Annotated in this window: 20 protein-coding genes; 4 read left to right on the top strand and 16 right to left on the bottom strand. The window is 70.2% G+C overall.

The genetic code is table 11. The annotated features are described in order from the left end of the window. Positions 1–7: 7 nt before the first annotated feature. Positions 8–613 carry a transposase family protein gene (locus HEP85_RS00575; protein WP_248001737.1) on the bottom strand — a complete coding sequence of 202 codons (606 nt, stop codon included), beginning with the start codon at positions 611–613 and terminating at the stop codon, positions 8–10. A gap of 165 nt (positions 614–778) precedes the next feature. On the opposite strand from HEP85_RS00575, the gene HEP85_RS00570 reads away from it, so the two are divergent. Beyond that, positions 779–2,905: a transposase gene (locus tag HEP85_RS00570; RefSeq protein WP_248001736.1), complete on the top strand. Its 2,127-nt coding sequence runs from the start codon at positions 779–781 to the stop codon at positions 2,903–2,905. 3 nt (positions 2,906–2,908) lie between these two features. On the opposite strand, the gene metK is transcribed toward HEP85_RS00570, so the two are convergent. The 11 genes from metK to HEP85_RS00515 form a co-directional block, all read right to left on the bottom strand. After that, entirely contained in the window at positions 2,909–4,120 is a 1,212-nt protein-coding gene (metK, locus tag HEP85_RS00565) for a methionine adenosyltransferase (protein WP_168525116.1), read from the bottom strand. Then, on the bottom strand, positions 4,087–4,857 hold the full coding sequence (locus tag HEP85_RS00560) for a nucleosidase (RefSeq protein ID WP_369657512.1): 771 nt from the start codon (positions 4,855–4,857) through the stop codon (positions 4,087–4,089). The genes metK and HEP85_RS00560 overlap by 34 nt, the downstream gene beginning before the upstream one ends. Before the next feature lie 24 nt (positions 4,858–4,881). Further along, positions 4,882–5,400 (bottom strand): hypothetical protein, encoded by a 519-nt coding sequence (locus tag HEP85_RS00555; RefSeq protein ID WP_168525114.1) that lies wholly within the window; start codon positions 5,398–5,400, stop codon positions 4,882–4,884. A gap of 106 nt (positions 5,401–5,506) precedes the next feature. Further along, a complete protein-coding gene (locus HEP85_RS00550; RefSeq protein WP_168525112.1) occupies positions 5,507–6,226 on the bottom strand; it encodes a transglutaminase family protein in 720 nt (239 codons plus the stop codon). 25 nt (positions 6,227–6,251) lie between these two features. Further along, on the bottom strand, positions 6,252–7,418 hold the full coding sequence (locus HEP85_RS00545) for an acyl-CoA dehydrogenase family protein (protein ID WP_168525110.1): 1,167 nt from the start codon (positions 7,416–7,418) through the stop codon (positions 6,252–6,254). Positions 7,419–7,438: 20 nt separating this feature from the next. Beyond that, positions 7,439–7,816 carry an ectoine synthase gene (locus HEP85_RS00540; RefSeq protein ID WP_168525108.1) on the bottom strand — a complete coding sequence of 126 codons (378 nt, stop codon included), beginning with the start codon at positions 7,814–7,816 and terminating at the stop codon, positions 7,439–7,441. Positions 7,817–7,863: 47 nt separating this feature from the next. Beyond that, positions 7,864–8,124: an acyl carrier protein gene (locus HEP85_RS00535; RefSeq protein ID WP_168525106.1), complete on the bottom strand. Its 261-nt coding sequence runs from the start codon at positions 8,122–8,124 to the stop codon at positions 7,864–7,866. Beyond that, positions 8,121–9,572, bottom strand: a complete 1,452-nt coding sequence (locus HEP85_RS00530) for an AMP-binding protein (RefSeq protein ID WP_168525104.1) — start codon at positions 9,570–9,572, stop codon at positions 8,121–8,123. Before HEP85_RS00530 ends, HEP85_RS00535 begins: the two co-directional genes overlap by 4 nt. A 366-nt stretch (positions 9,573–9,938) precedes the next feature. Continuing rightward, entirely contained in the window at positions 9,939–10,640 is a 702-nt protein-coding gene (locus HEP85_RS00525; protein WP_248001734.1) for a response regulator transcription factor, read from the bottom strand. A gap of 191 nt (positions 10,641–10,831) precedes the next feature. Continuing rightward, complete coding sequence (locus tag HEP85_RS00520; protein ID WP_168525102.1) at positions 10,832–11,812, bottom strand: DMT family transporter; 981 nt, start codon at positions 11,810–11,812, stop codon at positions 10,832–10,834. Between the two features lie 60 nt (positions 11,813–11,872). Further along, a complete protein-coding gene (locus HEP85_RS00515; RefSeq protein ID WP_168525100.1) occupies positions 11,873–13,237 on the bottom strand; it encodes a TrpB-like pyridoxal phosphate-dependent enzyme in 1,365 nt (454 codons plus the stop codon). Between the two features lie 508 nt (positions 13,238–13,745). Here HEP85_RS00515 and HEP85_RS00510 point away from each other — a divergent pair. Together HEP85_RS00510 and HEP85_RS00505 are read left to right on the top strand one after the other, a co-directional pair. Further along, positions 13,746–14,234 carry a GNAT family N-acetyltransferase gene (locus tag HEP85_RS00510; RefSeq protein ID WP_329284128.1) on the top strand — a complete coding sequence of 163 codons (489 nt, stop codon included), beginning with the start codon at positions 13,746–13,748 and terminating at the stop codon, positions 14,232–14,234. Positions 14,235–15,291: 1,057 nt separating this feature from the next. After that, positions 15,292–15,969, top strand: a complete 678-nt coding sequence (locus HEP85_RS00505; RefSeq protein ID WP_248001733.1) for a LysR substrate-binding domain-containing protein — start codon at positions 15,292–15,294, stop codon at positions 15,967–15,969. A 97-nt stretch (positions 15,970–16,066) separates the two neighbouring features. Here the strand turns inward: HEP85_RS00505 and HEP85_RS00500 are convergent, their stop codons facing one another. Together HEP85_RS00500 and HEP85_RS00495 are read right to left on the bottom strand one after the other, a co-directional pair. Next, positions 16,067–16,807 (bottom strand): class I SAM-dependent methyltransferase, encoded by a 741-nt coding sequence (locus HEP85_RS00500; RefSeq protein ID WP_168525096.1) that lies wholly within the window; start codon positions 16,805–16,807, stop codon positions 16,067–16,069. A 106-nt stretch (positions 16,808–16,913) separates the two neighbouring features. Then, on the bottom strand, positions 16,914–17,645 hold the full coding sequence (locus HEP85_RS00495; protein WP_168525095.1) for an SDR family oxidoreductase: 732 nt from the start codon (positions 17,643–17,645) through the stop codon (positions 16,914–16,916). Positions 17,646–17,804: 159 nt separating this feature from the next. Here HEP85_RS00495 and HEP85_RS00490 point away from each other — a divergent pair, with 159 nt between their 5' ends. Then, positions 17,805–18,281, top strand: coding sequence for an Rrf2 family transcriptional regulator (locus HEP85_RS00490; RefSeq protein ID WP_168533160.1), 477 nt, complete (start codon positions 17,805–17,807; stop codon positions 18,279–18,281). A gap of 33 nt (positions 18,282–18,314) precedes the next feature. Here the strand turns inward: HEP85_RS00490 and HEP85_RS00485 are convergent, their stop codons facing one another. Next, complete coding sequence (locus HEP85_RS00485) at positions 18,315–19,454, bottom strand: Fic family protein (RefSeq protein WP_168525093.1); 1,140 nt, start codon at positions 19,452–19,454, stop codon at positions 18,315–18,317. Positions 19,455–19,591: 137 nt separating this feature from the next. Then, positions 19,592–21,007 carry a DEAD/DEAH box helicase gene (locus tag HEP85_RS00480; RefSeq protein ID WP_168525091.1) on the bottom strand — a complete coding sequence of 472 codons (1,416 nt, stop codon included), beginning with the start codon at positions 21,005–21,007 and terminating at the stop codon, positions 19,592–19,594. Positions 21,008–21,174 lie beyond the last annotated feature (167 nt).

Here is a 21,174-nt window from a genome sequence, read left to right as displayed (position 1 = left end):
TCGTCGTTTACGGAACCGTCGGTGGTTTCGGTCTTTGACGATCCGGCCGTCCGGCCCACGCCGGGGTGTGCGGATGCGGTCGTTTCCGCGGTAGCCGTGGATGGTCGGACAGGGTTCGTCCGACTGTTTCGCGGAAGACGACGCTGTCGTTGCGGTTTCCGGGCCAGGCGTCTCCGACGGCTACCACGCGTCGGTCGCGGGCCCGGCAGACGACCTGCACGTTGACACTGCGCCGGTAGTTCTTCGACTTCGCCGTCCTTGCTTTGTCGTGGACGGGAATGAGTGTGCCGTCGACGAGCCAGAGTTCCCTGCGGTCGGTGGGCGGCGGCCCGAGGAGTTCGGCTAGAGGGCTGGCGAGACGGTCGACAGTGCGGTGCACCGCGGAGTCGGAGATGCCGAACAGGAAACCGAGTTGCTGCATTGTCAGGTTGGTCCGGTAGGCGAGGACGAGCAGGAGGACCCGGTCGAGGAACGGCAGCGCCCAGGGCCGGCCGCGGCCTGCATCCGGCATCTTCTCCCAGAGCCGTGCGACGAGCCGGTGCAGCTGTGGTTCGGTCAGCCCGGTCCATGCCCGCAGGTCAGTGGGAGTGCAATGGGCGAGCCGTAGACGCATGACCGTGATCGTAGCCAGCCAACGCATCTGTGTGCGGGGCTCGTTGTCAGCGGCGGCAGTTAGTCTCCTTGTGATTGCCGAGCCGACTGCCGACCGGACAGATCTGCATACCCCGGCGCGTCCAGAAAAGGAGGTGGAAGGCCTATGACTGCAAGTCCGCGACGCGTGTCTTCTGTTTCCGACGCTACTCCCGCGCGCAGGTTCCGAGGGAAGAACAAGGGGCCTAGCTGGAAACGTGGTGAGGACACCGAACTCGCGGTCATCAGCCTGCCGTTGGACGTCCACCGCCCCGAGGACGCGTCCCGGGCGGAACAGCTGTATACGGCGATGGGATCGGTGAAGAGGGCACTGCAGCGGGACGCGCGTGCTGCGGTCGACGCGTACTGGGCCGGCGACGTGCGCCGCGAGGAAGATGCGAAGGCGTGGCGTGCCGTCCTGGGCCTTTCCCGGGAGGGGATGGAACAACGCGGCTACCAGCACATGGAACGCTCCCGCCACCTCGGGCATCACGTCACCAAAGCTCTGGTGATGCACCAGGCCGACGAGGTCTGGGAAGGCACCGCTCGGCACCTGTTTCCGGACGCTTCAGGTCGCAGGGCCGGCCGTCCGAAGACCGGACCCTGGTGGGACTACACCCGGATACCCGGCCGCGCCCGGTCACACACGACGGGCCGGAAGTGGGAGACGTTCAAGCTCCACGGCACGCTCGCCGGCCACCTCTCCGCCTACCGGCACCGGGACCTGGGCCCTCATTTGCTCACGCCGGAGCAGGCGGCCGAGTTACCGGCGGGGACGAAGGTGCTCGAGCAGCCACGACGGCTGCCTGCACCGACCCGCCCCGCTGGCCGGGTGTCGACCGGTGAGACCACGGCGAAAGGCACACCCAGGACCCGGGCCGCGACCTGGTGGGACCACACCGGTCCGCTCACGCTGGTGTTCGCCGGCGGCGCGGACTCCCGCCGCGGCGACCTGGTCCTCCCGGTCCGGCTGCCGTCCGGCGCCGGCCGCTGGCCCCGCTTGCTCCACTTCCTGAACAACCCCAGCACCTGGCACAAGGTCGACCTTGTCCGCCGCCGTGACACGTCAGCACCCGGCGGGTGGGCGTACGAGGCGCACCTGATGGTCCTCACCAGCGGGTACGCGTCCCCGGAAACCCGAGCCCGCCGCCAAGCCGCGGCCGGCCTGGACCGGGTCGGGGGCATCGACGGGAACGTCACCAACCTGTCCGTCATCTCGTTCCCGGGCACGTTCGACCCCGCTGACGGCACGATACAGACCAGTCGTGTCGAGCTCACCGACGTCGAGCTCGCCGCGCTCGAGAAAGCCCGCCGGAAGGAACGGGGGCGCAAACGCGCACTCGACCGGTCCCGCCGGGCCACCAACCCGGTGCAGTACGTGCCGTCGAAACGGCAGCAGGCCCGGACCAAGCGTCGCGAGACAGTCGGCCTGCCCGCTCGCACCGACCAGGTTCCCGGCGGTGCCCGGAGCGCGAACAGAGCCGGTGTGCCGCGGCAGGCGTACCGGCGCGACGGACTGTCGGCCGGCTACCGCCTCAACCGGGCCCGCCTCGCGGAGGCCGCTGCGACCGTAGCCGCGGCGAAAGACCACCGTGCACGGCGCATCGCCGAACAGATCGTGGGAACTCACGGTGCGCGGCTCACTGTCGAGGACTGCGACATCCGCACCTGGTACCGCCTGTGGGGCAAAGCCCTCCAGGCCACCACGCCGGGCCGTCTGATCACCGCGATCGGCCGCGAGTGTGAGAAGGCCGGTGGCCGCCTCCTGCGGGCGTCGACGTTCACGACGAAACTGTCGCAGACCTGCCTGTGCGGCGCAGAAGTCAGGAAGACACTCGCCGAACGCGTGCACCGCTGTATCTCCTGCGGGCTCACCGCCGACCGGGACATGGTCTCCGCAGCCCTTGCCTCACACGTCCGTTTCACCGACCCGGCCGACCCCAGCACTGCGGGCCTGGACGTTGTCCAGGCCCGCATGACACAGCTACTTTTCTCAGAAGGGCTGCAAGAAGCCCTGTCGAGTCAACCGCAGCGCGGTGCCCGCCCCACCCGGGGCCGCACCCACGCGGCAGCCCGCACCCCTGGAACCCCGGGGCCGCGGGCCTCTGCTCGGCAAAAAACCACCGCCCGGTACCGGCCCACCCCGAATGAGACCCAACCCGCGAACAAGCGGCACAAGGCCCACGTCGGAACAGCAGCCCCAGTAGGGAACGCCCCACCTCGTGGCGGCACACCCGAACAGGAACTGGACGGATGGCACCCCATTACGGGGTGACTCTTAGAGGCCGACCGCCGTGCGCAGCGCGTTGACGCGGTCGGTGCGCTCCCAGGTGAAGCCGTCGCCCTCGCGGCCGAAGTGGCCGTAGGCGGCGGTCTGCGCGTAGATCGGGCGCAGCAGGTCGAGGTCGCGGATGATCGCGGCCGGGCGCAGGTCGAAGACCTCGTCGATGGCCTTCTCGATCCGGTCGACGTCGACCGTGTGGGTGCCGAAGGTCTCCACGAACAGGCCGACCGGCCGCGCCTTGCCGATGGCGTAGGCGACCTGGACCTCGCAGCGCGAGGCGAGACCCGCGGCGACGACGTTCTTGGCGACCCAGCGCATCGCGTACGCGGCCGAGCGGTCGACCTTGGAGGGGTCCTTGCCGGAGAAGGCGCCGCCGCCGTGGCGGGCCATGCCGCCGTACGTGTCGATGATGATCTTGCGGCCGGTCAGGCCGGCGTCGCCCATCGGGCCGCCGATCTCGAAGCGGCCGGTCGGGTTGACCAGCAGGCGGTAGCCCTCGGTGTCCAGCTTGATGCCGTTGTCCGCCAGCGCCCGCACCTCCGGCTCCACCACGAACTCCCGGATGTCGGGGGCGAGAAGGGAGTCCAGGTCGATGTCCGCGGAGTGCTGGGAGGACACGACGACGGTGTCCAGCCGGACCGCCCGGTCGCCGTCGTACTCGATGGTGACCTGCGTCTTGCCGTCGGGACGGAGGTAGGGGATCGTGCCGTTCTTGCGGACCTCGGACAGCCGGTGGGAGAGCCGGTGCGCCAGATGGATCGGCAGCGGCATCAGTTCCGGCGTCTCGTCCGTCGCGTAGCCGAACATCAGGCCCTGGTCGCCGGCGCCCTGCTGGTCCAGGTTGTCGCTGTCCCCGTTCCCGGCGCGCTTCTCGTACGCGGAGTCGACGCCCTGGGCGATGTCGGGGGACTGCGTGCCGATCGACGTGGACACCCCGCACGACAGGCCGTCGAAGCCCTTGACGGAGGAGTCGTAGCCGATCTCCAGGATCTTGTCCCGGACGAGCTGGGCGATGGGCACGTAGGCCGTGGTCGCGACCTCGCCGGCCACGTGCACCAGGCCGGTGGTGATCAGTGTTTCCACGGCCACGCGTGAGGTGGGGTCCTGGCGCAGCAGGGCGTCGAGAATGGTGTCGCTGATCTGGTCGGCGATCTTGTCGGGGTGTCCCTCTGTCACGGACTCCGAAGTGAACAGGCGATGAGACACAGCGCTCCCTTGGGTGCGGGGGCTGTCGGCGGTGCAGCCCTATGCGGCGTGGGGCGCTGACAGCGGGTGGACGGTGAAGGTGACGGACGTGCGGGTGCGGCGGGGGAGACGGCGGGGCGTGCGGGGTGAGGGATGTGCTTCTCGACCCAGCCGGCCAGGATCCCGGCGGCGTGGTCGAGGGCCTCGGGCCAGGTGGTGCGTGCGTCCTCGTCGGCGCTGTCGCTGACGAACTTGACGAGGCGTACGGGGATGTCGAGGTGCTGTGCCACGGTGGCGACGGCGTACCCCTCCATGTCGACGAGGTCGGCCTCGAGGGCGAGCCGTTCACGGACGGCGGAGTCCGTGACGAAGGTGTCCCCGGTCGCCAGGGTGGGCCCGCGGCCCGCGCCGACGGTGAGGGGAGCACCGTAGACGCGGCCGCTGATTTTGTGCAGGAGGGCCGTGTCGAGGTCGTGCTGGACGACCCGGGAGATCTCGTGGAGGCCCGACAGGCCCTCCTTCAGCGCCCCGGCCGTGCCCAGGTTGACGATCTCGCCGGGGCGCTCGCCCCGGGACAGGGCGAGGGCGAGGGCGGCCGCCGCGTTGACCTTTCCCATCCCGGTGACCAGGAGGGGGAACCGGCCGTCCAGGTGGGCGGCCTCCTCCTCCACGGCCGCGACGATCAGCGGCCGGTCGGAGCGGATCTCACCGAGGAGGCGAGGGCACAACGCGTGGTCGGTGACCGGGTGAAGGGACACGGCGCTTCCTGCCTTTCGCAAGTGTCAGCCCACCGGGCGTTCGGTGTCGAAGTCGTCGAGGTAGGCCCGCTTCGCGGCGGTGTCACGCTTCGATCGCAGGTAGTGCGACCAGGCACGCCGCTCGTGCCCGGTCACGTCCAGTTCGACGACGTCCTGGGCGGCGAGCTGCAGGCCGGGCTCCTGCTCGTAGGGCCGGAAACCGCCGCCGGTGTCGGCGTAGATCGCCTGGACCAGCTCGTTGCGGTCCCGCCACACGCAGACCTGCATGAAGTGGTACTCGCCGCAGCGGTGCAGCAGCACGTAGCCGAACTCCTTGCGGAACGCCAGCCGTCCGGCCGCCTCCTCGGCCCGCAGGAACACCCGCGCCCGGTCGCTCACCGCGGGCGTCGCCTCCTGTTCCGCGCCGCGGATGTCGTACCACTTCAGGTAGGCGCCCGGCAGTACCAGGTGTCCTCCGGGACGGCTGCGGTGCAGCGTGTGCGACCAGCCGGCGTACTCGGCGTATCCGGTGAGGTCGTCGACGATTCCTGCCGCTGCCGGCACGGCGATCTCCGTTCCTGTGGGTGTGCGTGTGCGTGGGTGGGTGCGGGGGCGGTCCGGTGCGGCCGCCCGGCGGGGGAGACCGGGTGGGGCCGCACCGGACGCCGTCTCAGACCGTCGCGGTCGCGGCCTCGTCGGCCAGCGATCCGGAGACGGTGGTGTGGGCGCTCGCGAACAGCTGCGGGTGCGCCTGCTTGATCCCGCCGACCACCAGGTCGTAGGGGACGTCGTCGAAGGAGCCGTGCTCGTGGATGAACTCCATGTGCTGGCGGCCGTCCTCGTCGAACGGGTGGTACAGGCTGTCGGTGCGGCCGTCGAAGTCCAGCGGCTTGATCTTGTAGAGCCGGCAGAGAAGCTTGTTGAAGACCGGGGTCGCCTTCACCCACCGGTCGTCGAGGTTGACCACGGTCAGGCTGTGGAAGCGGAAGACGTCCCCGCCGACCAGCTCCCGCAGCCGCGGCGAGGCGAGGTGGTTGCGCACGTCGCCGTAGTAGACCCGGCTCGGGATGCCCACGGCACGCAGCGCGGCCGCGTAGAGGATGGACTTGTGGACGCAGAACCCGAAGCCCTTCTCCAGCACGCCGGTCGCGCTCAGGCCGTGCCGGGTCAGATCGGCGCCGTACACCTCGTAGGTGATGCCGTCCCGGACGGCGTAGTAGAGGGCTGTCGCCTTCTGGGTGGCGGTGTCGCTCTCCTTCGCGCGGGCGAGGGTCTTGTCGACGAACGCGCGGACGGTGGGCGAGCGGTGGTCCAGGAACTCGGTCGCGGCCAGGGTGGCCGTCTCGGTGGCGGTGCCGGCCGCAGCGGCGGCACCGGTGTTCTCTGCCATGTTTCTCGGGATTCCTTCCAGATCCTCAGGCCTGCGCGGGCCTGAGCGGACGGTTCAGGCCCATGAGGGTGGCCAGTCGTTGGCGCTGGATCTCCGAGGTGCCGGAGTAGATCCGCCCGCCCACGGCGTCCCGCAGATCCTTCTCGACTCCGTACTCGCTGACGTAGCCGTAACCGCCGAAGACCTGGATCGCGTTCAGCGCGGAGCGTACGTTCGCCTCGCTCACCACCAGCTTGGTCATCGCGACGTCACCGGCGGCGTCGGCCTTGGACTGCACCTTCTCGGCGGTGTCGTAGATCCACTTCTGCGAGGTCTCCAGGTCGATCCGCATCTCGACGATCATGTTGGCGACCGACTGGTTCGCGCCGATGACCGAGCCGAACTGGGTACGGGTGCGGGCGTACTCCACGCACCGCTCCAGGCGCCGGCGCATCTCCCCGACGTTGATCCCGAAGCCGCACAGGATCTCCCACTTCATGACGTGGTCGAAGATGAGGAACCCGGCGCCCTTGCTGCCGACCACGTGGTCGCGGGGCACCCGGACGTCGTCCAGGAAGACCTCGGCCAGCGGTGAGGTGCGCAGCCCCATCTTCGAGATGGGGTTGCCGACCGACAGCCCCGGCGAGTCCCGGCGCACCAGGAACGCGGTGATCCCGGCCAGATCCCCGGGCGCGCCGGTACGGGCGTAGACGACGATCACGTCGGCGATCGAGGCGTTGCTGATGAACGACTTGCTTCCGTTGAGGACGAAGTCGTCGCCGTCCAGGACGGCGGTGGTCTGCATCCCCATCACGTCCGAACCGCCGGAGGGCTCGGTGATGGCGTGCGCGCCGATCATCGTGCCGGCACAGATCTCCGGCAGGTAGCGGGCCTTGAGCGCCGACGAACCGAACCGCTGGAGCGGGACACCGGTACTGACCATGTGGGTGGAGACCGAGAAGTTCAGCCCGGAGTCCTGGCAGTCGTGGCCGAGCTGCTCCAGCACGTGGACGGTGGTCAGCAGGTCCTTGCCCAGCCCCCCGTGCCGGGGATCGAACGGCAGCCCGAACAGGCCGACGTCCTTGAGTCGTTGCCAGCCGTCCCGGTCGAACGTGCCGGCCTGGTCGCGTTCGAGGTGGTCGGCGCCGACCTTCGCGGCCACGGCACCGATCGCCTCACGCAGTTCCTGCTGTTCCTCGCTCCAGCGCATCATGACGGGGGAGATTCCGATCCTCAGTACTGGGAGAAGGCTTCGTCGCTGAGCGCGTGGCTCTCGTCGCCCTTCAGCGGCGGGTTGAAGACACTGACCAGCTCCATGTCCTGGTCGGGAGAGGCGATCAGGAAGTGGGCGTCGTGCTCGTCGAGGACGTACAGCACACCGGGGGTCAGGTCCTGCGCGACGCTGCCGTCGGCGGCCTCGACGCGGCCCGAGCCGGAGATGCAGTAGCACGCCTCGAGATGGCGCCGGTACTGCAGCCGTGACTTCGTGCCCGCGCGGACGACCGTGTGGCAGATCCCGAAGCCCATGTTGTCCGCTTCGACCAGGAGGCGGTGACTCGGACCGCTTCCCCACTCGACCGGTGTGACCTGCGACTTCTCGCGAATGAACATGGTTTCCTTTCTTTCTCCTGGGTGTGGACGTGCGGGGGAGCGGGGGGTTACTCGGGAGCGGTGACGCCCGCGTAGCGGCGGACGACCTTCTCGACGGCCGAGACGGACCGGAAGTCGTCCGGGGAGATCTCCAGGTCGGCGAACGGGATGTCGAAGCGGTCACCCAGCCACTCGATGAGCCGCAGCAGATCCAGGCTGCTGATCACCCCGTTCTCCAGCAGGTCGTAGGACGCGTCCAGTTCCGAGACGGGGGTGCCGGGCAGGTACTCCGCCACGATGTGCGCGGTGATGTCGCGTTGGATGGTCATTCGATCTTCTCCATGAGGAGGCGACGGCTCACCTTGCCGGTGGGCCCGATCGGCAGTGGGTCGGTCATCAGGTGGAAGGCGGCGGGAATGGCCGCCCGGTTGACCTTGGCGGCGCAGTAGCTGCGCAGCTGCAGTCCGGTCACCGCGTCGTCGCTGCGACGGACGAACGCGTGCAGTGCACGTCCCGAGACGGCGTGCGGCACGGCCACCACGGCCGCCTCGGCGACCCCTCCGTGGCCCTGGAGGACCCGTTCGACCTCCTCCAGATTGATCCGCACACCGCGCACCTTGACCTGCGAGTCGGTGCGGCCCACCAGGGCCAGTTCACCGCCGGCGGAGCGGGTGACCACGTCGCCGGTGCGGTACCAGACACGGTCACCGCGCACGACGAACCGGTCCTTGGCCCCGGCCTCGCCGAGGTACCCGGCGGTCTGGAACGGCGTCGAGACCAGCAGTTCGCCGCTGCCGGCGCCCCGCAGCACCTCCCCGTCGGCCACCACCTCCACCAGTACGCCCGGCAGCGGACTGCCCAGCGGCAGCACCTCCCGGTCGGCCGCCTCGGCGGCGGAGAAGGTGTGGATCATGCTGTCGTTCGTCTCGGTGCAGCCGTACACGTTGTGCAGCCGCGCCGCCGGGAAGAGCCGGGCGAGCCCGGCCCGCACCGACCGCGGCACGTGATCACCCGTCAGCAGCAGCTCACGCACACCCGGGAACTCGCAGGCGGTGCCCGCCTCGGTCAGCAGACGGAAGAACATCGGCACCGCCTGCACGACGTGCGGCCGGGTGCTCGCCAGCAGCCCGAGCAGGTACTTGGTGTCGACGGACCGGTCGTGGTCCACCGGTACGACACAGCCGCCGTGCCGCAGCGTCCCCCAGATGTCCAGGAGGGTGAGGTCGAAGTTGAGCGGGGCGAAGTTCAGCACCCGGGTACCGGTGCCGAGCGCGAACGCGCTGCCCGCCCAGGAGGTGAAGGCGTCGATGCCGGCCCCGCCCAGCGGAACGAGCTTGGGGACGCCGGTGGAACCGGACGTCGTCAGCAGCAGACTCGTGTCCTGCGGCAGCACCGGCCCGCCCTGCGCGTCGCCGGCCACCGGACGGTGCGTCAGACGCTCCTCGACGACCCCCAGTACGGCCTGACAGCCGCTGCGTTCGACCAGCTCGGCCAGAAGTTCCCGGCCGAGTTCCGTGGAGGCCAGCAGCAGCGGCCGTCCGGCCTGCATGCAGGCCAGGACCGTGGCGATCGCCACGGTCGACTTCGACGCCTGGAGCGCGAGCGGGCGGCGGGTGTCGGGATACCGGCCGGCCAGTTCGGCACCGATCCGCTCCGCCGCCCCGACCAGTTCGGCATACGTGACGACCTCGTCCGGCCCGCCGCCGAACAGCAGCGCCGGATCGTCCGGGCTTTGCCTCGCACGCACTGCGACGTCCGCCGCCACCGATCTGGACATGACTCCCCATTGATCGAAAGTCGGGGGACCCGAGCATTCGAGTCCTCCGACCGGATATACCGTCACGAACATTCTGAGGGTGTCGCCCAGCAGATTTCTTCGGACTAGCGGCCTGGTTTTGTACCCGTTCTTTGGACCTGTATCAGGACCGGATTGCATGCATCGCGCCGATAAACCGTGACAGGCACCACGAACACATTACCGACGGCCCTTTCCGGAAAACAGAAAAACTCGTCGCGACGGCCCGGACCGTCAATTGCACCCGGCCCGGACCGATTTCGACGAGCATTCGTCACCACAGCGGCGACACCCCGTGTTCCAGAAAAGCTCACACCCGTCTCTTACGACAACGCGGAACGCGGAACCTTAAAAACCCCCGCCCCCCGGGCCGGCCAGAACACCCCGGTCCCACGCACGGACGATGGCCTGCGCACGACTGCGCACACCGAGCTTGCGCAGCAGGTTGGACACATGGAACTTCACGGTCTTCTCGCTCAGCACCAGCGCCTGGGCGACCTCGCTGTTGGACATGCCCGCCGCGATCAGATCGAAGATCTCCCGCTCCCGCGACGTCAGCGTCGACACCTGCGGCACCACCACCTGCGCCGGCCCACGCCGGACCAGGAGATCCACCAGCCGACGCGTCAGCGGCGGCGGCAGCACGGCGTACCCGTCCGAGACCGCGCGGATCGCGGTGGCGATCTCGCTCAACGCCGCGTCGAGCGGCACGAACCCGTCCGCCCCGGCCCGCAGATACTCCAGCGCCGTCTCGTCCACGCACTGGTCCACGAGCACCACCACCGCCACCCCGCCGGCCCGCTCGGCGACCGCACGCAGGATGGCACCGGTCTCCCAGCCCGGATCGGAGTCGTCGATCAGCACGACCCGCGGCTCCTGCTCGTCCAGCAGACGCAGCAGCTGCGGCCGGGAATCGGCCACCCCGACCGCCTCCAGCTCCGCCTCCGCGCCCAGCAGGGCACGCAGCGCCGTGACGAGCAGCGGCCGGCGGGCCAGAACGGCGATCCGGATCGGCCGGGTACGGGGATCGGTGGCGGCCATCTGCGACATCAACCTCCAAACTTCCTGGATGAGGCACCGGGACCACAGGTGCCCCGGCTCGTGAACGCGCCGGACCCGGCGCGCACCCGGCTGTGCGCGCCGCGCACCGGATCCGTCCCACCGCGACCGGCAGCGCCCGGCCCGCCGCGTACGCACGGGGACCTCACCCCGCACGGCGGCACCGCGGCGCGCCCGCACGGTCAGGGAACGCGCCCCGCCTCACCCGCGGGCTCCGCCTGCACGGCGCCCACGGCCACCGCGGCCGGCGTGAACTCCGGCTCGGGACCGGTGACGACCGGACGCCGCCCCAGCCGCGACAGCTGGTTCTCGCCGAGCAGGATGCTCACCACGATCACCGCACCGCCGACCGGCACGTTCCAGCTGAACCTCTCCCCGAGGAAGACGGCGCTGACCACCAGACTGATGAACGGCACGAGGTAGTTGACCGCGGAGGCACCGGTCGCACCGATGTCCGCGATCAGCCGGTTGTAGAGCACATAGGCGAGCCCCGTGCCGAACACCCCCAGCAGCACGATGCTCAGGGAGACCGACCAGGTGAACGACGGGGTGCGCCAGCCCAGGAACGGCAGGAGCGCCGCCTGGATGACCAGCGCCACCAGCACCTGCGCACTGGCCGACGACATCGGCGAGATACCGCGGTCGGACAGGAACTTGCGGACGAACACCGCATGCCCCGCGTAGATCACGGCGACCGCCAGACACGCCATCTCACCGCCCGCGGTGCCCGTCGCACCGTTCCAGGGCGCGATGGCGAGCACGATGCCCGCGAAGCCGAGCGTCAGCCCCGCACTGCGGCGCGCCGTCGCCCGCTCACTGCGCAGCTGCACGGTGGCCAGCGCCAGCGTCAGCAGCGGGGTCGCGCCGGTCAGCACACCGGCCATGGCGGCACTGGTGTGCTGCTCGCCCCAGGCGAGGAGAAGGAACGGCGCGACCATGCCCAGCACGGTCGTGACGGTGATGTGCACCCACACGAAGCCGAAGCGCGGCAGCCCCGCGCCCGTCACCGCACCGATGCCGATCAGGACCACCGCCCCCAGGACCAGCCGGGCCAGCACCAGCTGCCCCGGGTTCAGCCCCTCGCCGGAGACCTTGATCAGGGGATAACTGGAGCCCCAGATGACCCCCAGGACCACGAACTGCACGGCGCTGACACGTTTCACGGGATCGTCCCGTCCCTTCTCCTGCTGCTGTGCTCCTGCTTGCGGGCGGCCCGGACTGCGTCAGGCGTTCACCAGCTTGGGAATGCTCTCCAGCCCGTGCTCGAGGGCGCCGGGGTCGATGCTGTCGTCGGCGAGACTGCCGGACAGATAACGGTCGTAGGCACTCAGGTCGAAGTTCCCGTGCCCGGACAGGCCGAACAGGATGGTCTTGCCCACGCCCTCCTCACGGCACCGGATCGCCTCGTTGACCGCGCCGCGGATCGCGTGCGTCGACTCGGGAGCCGGCACGATGCCCTCGGTACGCGCGAACAGCACACCGGCCTCGAAGCAGTCACGCTGACGCAGCGCCACCGCCTCCATCAGGCCCTCCTCCACGACCCGGCTGACCAGCGGAGCGATGTTGTGCGCCCGCAGCCCGCCCGCGTGCACCGACGGCGGCACGAACTGGTGGCCCAGCGTGTGCGTGCGGGTCAGCGAGGTCAGCCCGGCGGTGTCGGAGTAGTCGTAGGCGATCCGCCCCTGCGTGAGCGAAGGGCACGCGGCCGGCTCCGCCGCGATGAACCGGATCTTGGGCCCGCCGTGCAACTGCGCCCGCAGGAACGGGAACGACAGCCCGGCCAGGTTGCTGCCGCCGCCCGCACAGCCGACCACGATGTCCGGGTAGTCCCCGGCCATCTCCATCTGCAGGAGCGCCTCCTGCCCGATCACCGTCTGGTGCGCACACACGTGATTGAGCGCGCTGCCGCGGGTGTAGCCCCAGCGCGGGTCGGAGAAGGCGACCTGCAGCGCCTCGGACTTGGCGATGCCCAGACTGCCCGGGTGGTCCGGGTTCTCCTTCAGCACCGCACGCCCGGCCTCGGTCTCCATGCTCGGGCTCGGCGTGCAGCTCGCCCCGAAGGTCTCCATCAGCGCCCGCCGGTAGGGCTTCTGCTGGAAACTCACGTTCACCATGAACACCTTGGCGTCCATGCCGAACAGGGACGCCGCGAACGCGACCGCGCTGCCCCACTGGCCCGCACCGGTCTCCGCGATCAGACCGGTACGGCCCGCGCGCTTGTTGTAGTAGGCCTGCGGGATCGCGGAGTTCGGCTTGAAGCTGCCGGTCGGCGCCACACCCTCGTACTTGAAGTAGATCCGCGCCGGCGTGTCCAGAACCTTCTCCAGACCACGGGCACGCAGCAGCGGCGCCGGCCGCCACCGGGCGTAGAACTGCCGCACCTCTCCCGGGATCTCGAACTCGGCTTCCCTGCTGAGCTCCTGGTCGACCAGCGCCTCCGGCATCGTGCGGGTCATCTCGTCACGTGTGACCGGCTTACCGGTCGCCGGGCTCAACACCGGCGCCACATAGTCGAGGTCGGCGGCGATGTTGTACCAGGTCTCGGGAAGATCCCGGGCGCTGAGCTCGAACCGTACCGGCTCTATCATGGCTGCCTCTCTGCGCGTTGAATCGTCACTCCGGCCACGCGACCGCCGGGCTCTTGTGTCACCACACCTGCGGGCCGCCTCCGGACAATGAATTCTCGCCGCCGCAGCCACCGGCCGGATACCTCGACAGGCAGGTGGTAGGGAAAACAATGGAACGTCACGAGAGAGCGGGACGAAGCCCGACAGGCCTTTTCCTCCCGGCCGACCATGTGGTACAAGCATGTCCCCATCCGCTTGGCCACCCGCATTCGAGGGTATTCCGGAGACGGACGACACGAACCCTCCCACCCACCCCCGTATTTACCTCCGGAACCCTCCCCCGGGAAGGACGCGCGGCAAAGTCTGGGAATTCCACCAGTTCCCCCGCGGCCGATCCATGGCCTTTGCACACGCGTGCGAACCTGAGCCCCCGGGGGCCCGGCCGCCGCGGCACCCCGACGCCGCACCGCCCGCTCGCCGCACCCACGCGGCCGGTTCATCGGATCACCAGGATCAGGGGATGGCACACATGATTCGTCCAGTCACCGCCGAGGACGTCACGCTGCTCCACACGATGGTGCACGGGATGGCCGAGAACGAGGAGGCGACCCAGCAGATCAGCACCGACGAGGACGAACTGCGCCGCGCCCTGTTCGGCCCCCACCCGGTGGCCTGGGCCCACTTCGCCGTCGACGACAAGACCGACGAGATCGTCGGCTACACCCTGTGGGCCCTCGTCTACAGCACCTGGCGCGGCACCGCCCTCCACATCGACGACATCTACGTCCGCGAGGACGCGGTCGGACGCGGCTTCGACACGGCCCTGCTGAGCACCCTCGCCGGCCTGTGCGCCACGCGCGGCTACCGCCACATGCAGTGGTGGGGCAGGGTCACCAACGAGCCGACCGCCGCCTTCTACCGGTCGCTCGGCGCGGAGATCCCCTCGGTCCAGGGCAAGGAACTGACCGTCTTCCGCCTCTCCGGCGAGCCGCTGGCCGACCTCGGCCGCCAGGCCTGACCCACCCCGCACCAACGCCGCGCCGCGCGCCGTCCGAACGGGAAGCGATCCGTAAGTGAATTATTAGATGTGCCCCTCCCGGCTGTCGCGCGGTGCGCCCGACCCGTGAGGCTGACGGCATGAGTACACCACTGAGCGTCAGCGGCGCCGCGAGGTGCACCGGCCGGCCGGGCGGACCGCGCGACAGGGACAAGGCCGAACCCGTCCGGGCACCGGGTCTCTGACCCGGCGTCAGCGGCCCTGGCCACCGGGATGTCCTCCCGCGCACGCGCTGCCTCCCGCCCTCCGACACCGGGCGGCCACCGGATTCCCGGATGTACCGACACCGGGAACCGGACGGCCCGCGTGCGCCCGGACCACGGACACCGGGCGGGGCACGCGTCACCAGGGCGTGTTGCGAAAGTCCCGTCGTCCGCCAGGAGGCGGGACTCTCGCAACACGGCCCAGTGCCCGCAGGCCACCGGCCGGTGGGTGACAGCCGCCGGCGACCGCACATCCCCGCGCGGCACTCCACCCCCGCACCGCACCCGCGCCACGCGAGCCCACCGGGCCGCTCTCGGGCACCCCGGCCACCCGGTCCCGCGGACACCGGCCACGGCCTGCCCGCGTACGGACGCCCACCGCGCGGCACCCCCACCCGGTGTTCCGTGCCGACGGGCCGCTCCCGCACCAGGACGGGCGGGCGTTCTCTCACCGATCCCCGCCGCACAGGGCCGGACCGCCGCGCCCGCGCCGCAGCCGACGGCACCGGCGGCGACCCGCGCCACCCCACCGCGCGGGTCACCGTCGCCCGGGGACCCACCCCCTCGGCCCCCTGCCCGGCCGGAGCCGTCGTGGACGGACCGACCGGCCCCGGCGACCGGCTGACGCCGCGTCCGGTACCCCGCCCGGCGGGCCACGGACGCACGCTCACCGCCGTACGCACGCACCGAGACCGACGTACGGCGCCCCACAGCACCCCGACGCACCCCCCACAGCACCCCCGACGCCCCCCACGCACCTTCCGGTGCGTCCCCGACCCTCCACATCCACGCCGCCCTCACCGAGGAGCTCTGACATGGTCCACCTGACCGACCCCGAGCCAACCACCCGCGGCCTCGGTACCACCGACGCCCCCGCGATCCGCTTCGGCATACACGTGACACCGGACCTCGCCAAGGGCGTCATCGCCCGGACCGGCGCGCGCATCGAGGACTTCGTCCTGGTCCCGTCCAGCGTCCGTGAGTCGTTCACCCAGCTGCGCACCCGCCGGGTCGACGTCATGCTGGTGAAGTACAGCCCGCACGAGAACGACATCGCGGTGGGCCCGCCGGTCGGCTTCGACGCCCGCGCCGTGCTCGTCGGCACGGACCACCCGCTCGCCTCCCGCGACACGGTGTCGGTCGAGGAGGCCGCCTCCTACGACGCCTTCGACCGGCCGCAGGGGTTCCCGGAGTCCGTGTGGGACCTGATCGTCCCCCCGCGCACCCCCGCCGGAACGCCGATCCGCCGCGTCCACACCCTCACCACCCAGGAGGCGCTGACCCACACCCTGACCACCACGCAGGCACTCCACTTCTCCTTCCGCTCGGTCGAGGCGGGCCTGTCACCGCGGATCAGGGCCGTCCCGGTGAGCGACCTGCCCAGCGCGCCGATCGCCCTGGCCTGGCTCAACGGCGCCGTCCTGCCCGCCCACGTACGCGCCTTCATCCGCGCCGCCCAGGCCGGCGCCACGTGGGTGCCGCAGGCGACCTGAGACCGGCCCCGTACGGTAGAGCGGGCAGCGTGAGGTGAGGCCCCGTCATGATCCGTGCCGCCCCCGCACCGCCCCCGCACCGCCCCCCCGGCCGGGGTCAGCCGGCCGGTTTCTCCCAGACCGAGACATGCCGGGTGCTCTCGCCGGTGAACGGGGCCCGTGTCCATCCCTCCCAGCGGTCGCGCAGCCGCAGCCCGGCGAGTTGCGCCATCAGGTCCAGCTCGGCCGGCCACACGTACCGGAAGGGGAGGGACCAGTGCTCCGCGCGTCCGTCGACGATCGTGACGTAGTGCGAACTCATCGCCTGGGTGGCGACGTCGAAGGTGTCGAACGCCCATCGTGTCGAACTGATGTGGAACGGGACGGCGTTCTGTCCCGGCGGCAGCCGGCGCAGGTCCGGCACTCCCACCTCGACGACGAAGCGGCCGCCGGGGTCCAGATGGGCGGCCGCGTTGCGGAAGCAGGCCACCTGGGCGTCCTGCGTCGTCAGGTTGTTGATCGTGTTGAAGACGAGGTAGGCCACCGCGAACGTACCCGGCACCGTCGAGGTCGCGAAGTCGCCGATCGTCACCCCGACGGCGTCGCCGCCCGGCTTCGCGCGCAGCCGGGCCACCATGGCCCGGGACATGTCGATCCCGTGCACCGGGACCCCGCGGCGGGCCAGCGGCAGCGCGATCCGGCCGGTGCCGACGCCGAACTCGAGCGCCCGGCCGCCGCCCGCGAGCTCGGCCAGCATGTCGACCGCCGGGTCGACCGCGCCCGGCCGGAACATGTCCGCCGCCGAGTCGTCGTAGTCGGCCGCGATGGATTCTCCGAAGTAGCCGTCGTCATCGAGCATTTCGGGACCGTACCGCCCGCGGGCCGGCCGGCGCGCGCCGTTTTCCCCGCGGACGGGTGCCTTCGGAGGGTTCCGCGCGAGCCGGCCCCGGCGGACCCCTCGGGGTCTACTTCAGCCAGTCGGTGTAGCGGGTGGGGGCGATGCGGGCGCCTTCCTTGGTGGTGAGGACGTCGCCCTGGGGGACGGCGAACATGCCGGCGGTGTCGTCGACGGTGACCGAGCGCTTGTCGCCCTTGGCGGCGAGGGTGATGCGGCCGATCTCGTCCAGCGGGTAGGTGTCGGGCCCGCCGAGGTCGAGGGTGCCGTCGAGGGGGGATCCGACGGCCACTTCGGCGACGGTGGCCGCGACGTCGGCCGCGGCGACGGGCTGGAGGGGGGTGCTGGGCAGGCGGACGGTGTCGTCGTCGGCGGTCCAGGACAGGGTGGCGTCCATGAACTCCATGAACTGGGTGGCGCGGACGATGGAGTAGGGGACGGGGCCGGCCTTGAGGAGGTCTTCCTGGAGGGTCTTGGCGAGGTAGTAGTCGAGCTCGGGGACCTGGTCGACGCCGACGATGGACAGGATGACGAAGTGCCCGGTGCCCGCGCGTTCGGCCGCGGCCAGGAGGTTGTCCATCGAGGTCCGGAAGAACGCGGGGGAGGCGTCGTCGAAGGTGGGGGAGTTGGTCAGGTTGACGACCACGTCGGCACCGTCGAGCGCCGCGTCCAGGCCCTTGCCGGTGAGGATGTCGACCCCGGTGGACAGCGAGTGCGGGACCGCCTCGTGCCCGGCCTCGTTCAGGTCCCGTACGACCTGCGATCCGATGAGCCCGGTTCCGCCGATGACCGCGATCTTCATGACACGTCCTGCCCTTCTTTGATGGGTTATGTCCGCTATATAGCCAAAGGGGCGAGTATGCACTCCCTGCCCCTTACTCGGACACTCAATGTCCGAGATATTACTCGGACGTTTGATGTCCGAGTCAAGGGGAGGGTGGATTAGAGTGAAGCCGTGAAGATGTCGGGTGGGGTCGAGTGGGCGCTGCACTGCTGTGTCGTGCTGACCTCGGTGGAGGAACCGGTGCCGGCCGCACGGCTGGCACAACTGCACGACGTCTCGCCCAGCTACCTGGCCAAACAGCTCCAGGCACTCTCCCGCGCCGACCTCGTCCGGTCGGTCCAGGGCAAGGCGGGCGGCTACGTCCTCACCCGTTCCCCCGCACGGATCACGGTGCTCGACGTCGTCGAGGCCGTCGACGGACCCGGCCCGGCCTTCGTCTGCACCGAGATCCGCCAACGCGGCCCGCTGGCCGCCCCGCCGGAGTCCTGCCCCGCCCCCTGCGCCATCAGCCGCGCCATGGCCGACGCCGAGACCGCCTGGCGCGACGCCCTGCGATCCGTCTCCGTGGCCGACCTGGCCCGCAACGTCAGCTCCGACTCCGGCCCCGGCGCACTGAAGGGCATCAGCACCTGGCTGACCACGGCCGAGGGATAGGCGCACGGCGCCCGCCCTTTGGCCGGTCCTGTCCTATTGCTGGTAGGGGTCGCTGATGACGTGGCGGCGGTCGGCGGTTTCCAGCACGCTGCGGGGGAAGTCGGGGCCCGCTACGTAGTAGCGGGCCTTGGTGTTGCCGATCGGCGTCAAAAGGCCCGCTCTGGTGAGTGCCTGGATGTCCCGGGTGGCTTGCTGGTTGGTGAGCCCTTCCGCCTTTTCGTAGCGGGAGCGACGCACTCGGCCCGTCATTGCGACCTCGTGCAGTGCCGTGATCTGACGCTCGGTCATGTGCAGACGGTCGGCCTGCTCGTCGAGGCGGAGCCAGCAGTCCGTCGAGCGCTGCACCCGGTGCCGGACGCGTTGGGACTGCTGGTGGTAGGCGCGCAGATTGAATCTGACCCACGTCAGAGTGTCACGTTCGGGGGAGTACACCGAGCCGCCCACCTCCCGCAGCACCTTGTAGTAGTCCCACGTGTTCCCGGGCATGCCGAGCCACTCCTCGATCGAGGAGAACTCCGGGGCGAGGACTCCCTCACGCGCGATCAGGAGTGTCTGCAGACTGCGGGACATGCGGCCGTTTCCGTCGATCCACGGATGGATCTTCACCAAGTTGAGGTGAGCCATCGCGGCACGTACGAGGGGGTTGGCGTCGAGGTCTCCGTGATTGAGCCAGTCGACCAGTTCGCCCATCAGCTGAGGGATTTTGTCCTCGTGCGGGCCTTCGTACTCTGTGGCATGCGGGTCGCCGGCGGCCGTGATGAAGATGGGTTTGCGGCGCCACTGGCCGGCGGGCCGGTCCGCGTGGTGACTCTGCAGTATCCAGTGCAGGGCGTTGAGGAGGCCTTTGGAGTACTCGAAGTCCTCCACGTTCCACAGTGACTGGATGTAGGTCATCGCCTGCTGATAGGCGACGGTCTCCCTCTTGTTCTCCTCGCTCGCGTCAACGACCTCGCGCTCACCGTCCATGAGGTCTGCGACGTCCCGAGGGTCGACTTGGTAGCCCTCGATCGTGTTGGACGCTGCGATCGCCGAAGCGGTCAGGGAGCGCCGCAGGTCAGCAGTCCATTTCATGGGGCTCTGCTGTACGAATTGCCGTAGTTCTCGGCGCATATGAGTGACCTCGTCGAGGACGCTGTGATCGACGGCGGCGAGACGCGGGACCTGATAGAGCATACTGAATGATACCCAGTGGGTATCATTCTAGCAATCGATGAGAGTGTTCGGACCCTTCTCCGATGCTCGATGTCCCGTTACGGATGTGGCACGTGCACGTGCCACATCCGTCACCTGCACGGCGAGGTCGCCCGGTGTCAGCGCCCCTTGCGTGTCCGGGCCGCCGCGCGGGCTTCCGCGACCTTGCGGGCCTCGGCGGCCTTGCGGGACTCCTTGGCCGGACGGCCCGGACGGGTGCCGAGGCCACCGAAGGGGACGTGGCCGCCGCCCTTCGCCCCGGCCGGCGGCCGCTTCGCCCCGGTGATGGCCGTCAGCGACTCCTCGCCGGAGCGCACCTGCGTGACCGTCGGCCGGATACCGGCCTCGGACATCACCCGGTTCACCTCGCGCCGCTCGCCATGGGTGACCAGGGTGACCACCTTCCCGGACTCCCCGGCGCGCGCCGTACGCCCGCCCCGGTGCAGGTAGTCCTTGGCGTCGGCCGGCGGATCGACGTTGACGACCAGGTCGAGCGCGTCGATGTGAATGCCCCGCGCGGCGACGTTGGTGGCCACCAGCACGGTGACCTCACCGGCCTTGAACTGGGCGAGCGTGTGCGTCCGCTGCGGCTGCGACTTCCCGCTGTGCAGGGCGGCGGCCCGTACCCCACTGGCCCGCAGATGCCGGGTGAACTGGTCCACGGCCGCCTTGGTGTCCAGGAACATCAGCACCCGGCCGTCCCGTGCCGCGATCTCGGTCGCCGTCGCGTACTTGTCGGCGCCGTGCACGTTCAGCACGTGATGTTCCATCGTGGCGACCGAGCCGGCCACCTGGTCGACCGAGACGACGACGGGGTCGTGCAGGTAGCCCCGCACCAGCTGGTCGACGTTGCGGTCGAGCGTGGCGGAGAACAGAAGCCGCTGACCGTCGCCGCGGACCTGGTCCAGGATCTCCGAGACCTGCGGCAGGAACCCCAGGTCGCACATCTGGTCCGCCTCGTCCAGCACCGTGATCCGCACCTGGCCCAGATGACAGTCCCGCCGCGACACCAGGTCGGCCAGCCGTCCCGGCGTCGCGACGACCACCTCGGCACCGGTGCGCAGCAGCGCCGTCTGCCGGTTGATCGACAGACCGCCGACCACCGTCGCCAGCCGCACGTTCAACGTCCGCGCGTACGGTTCCAGCGCGTCGCTCACCTGCTGCGCGAGCTCCCGGGTCGGCACCAGAACCAGTGCGAGCGGCCGCTTCGACTCCGCGCGCAGACCTGCCGTCCGCACGAGCAGGGCGAGCCCGAAAGCCAGCGTCTTGCCGGAACCGGTCCGCGCCCGGCCCAGGACGTCGCGGCCGGCCAGCGCGTTGGGCAGAGTCGCCGCCTGGATCGGGAAGGGCTCCGTCACCCCGAGGCCGCTCATCGTCCCCACCAGCTCCGGGGGCAGCCCGAGCGCGTCGAAGGACGCGGCCGGCGGCAGACCGGCGGAGACCGCCTGCGGCGTCGCGGGCTCACCCTGTGGCGCCGTCGCCGACTGGTGCTCGCCGGCACGGGGGAGTCCGGAGACTGGCGGCTTCGCGTTCATGGGGAACCTTCCTCGATGCGACGCCCGAAACGCGCCGGGGCCCGTACCCCTTCGGTACGGGCCCCGGCGACATCGAAGCGTGCCCCCATTTTACCAGCGGGGACCCGGCCGCCTGCCGGCCCCAAGCGCAGGCGAGCCCGGTACTCGTACCGGCACCGCGCGACGAA

Origin of the sequence: Streptomyces sp. RPA4-2 (assembly GCF_012273515.2) — a bacterium.
Lineage (GTDB): Bacteria > Actinomycetota > Actinomycetes > Streptomycetales > Streptomycetaceae > Streptomyces > Streptomyces kaempferi.
This window is presented reverse-complemented; position numbering and strand designations above follow the sequence as displayed.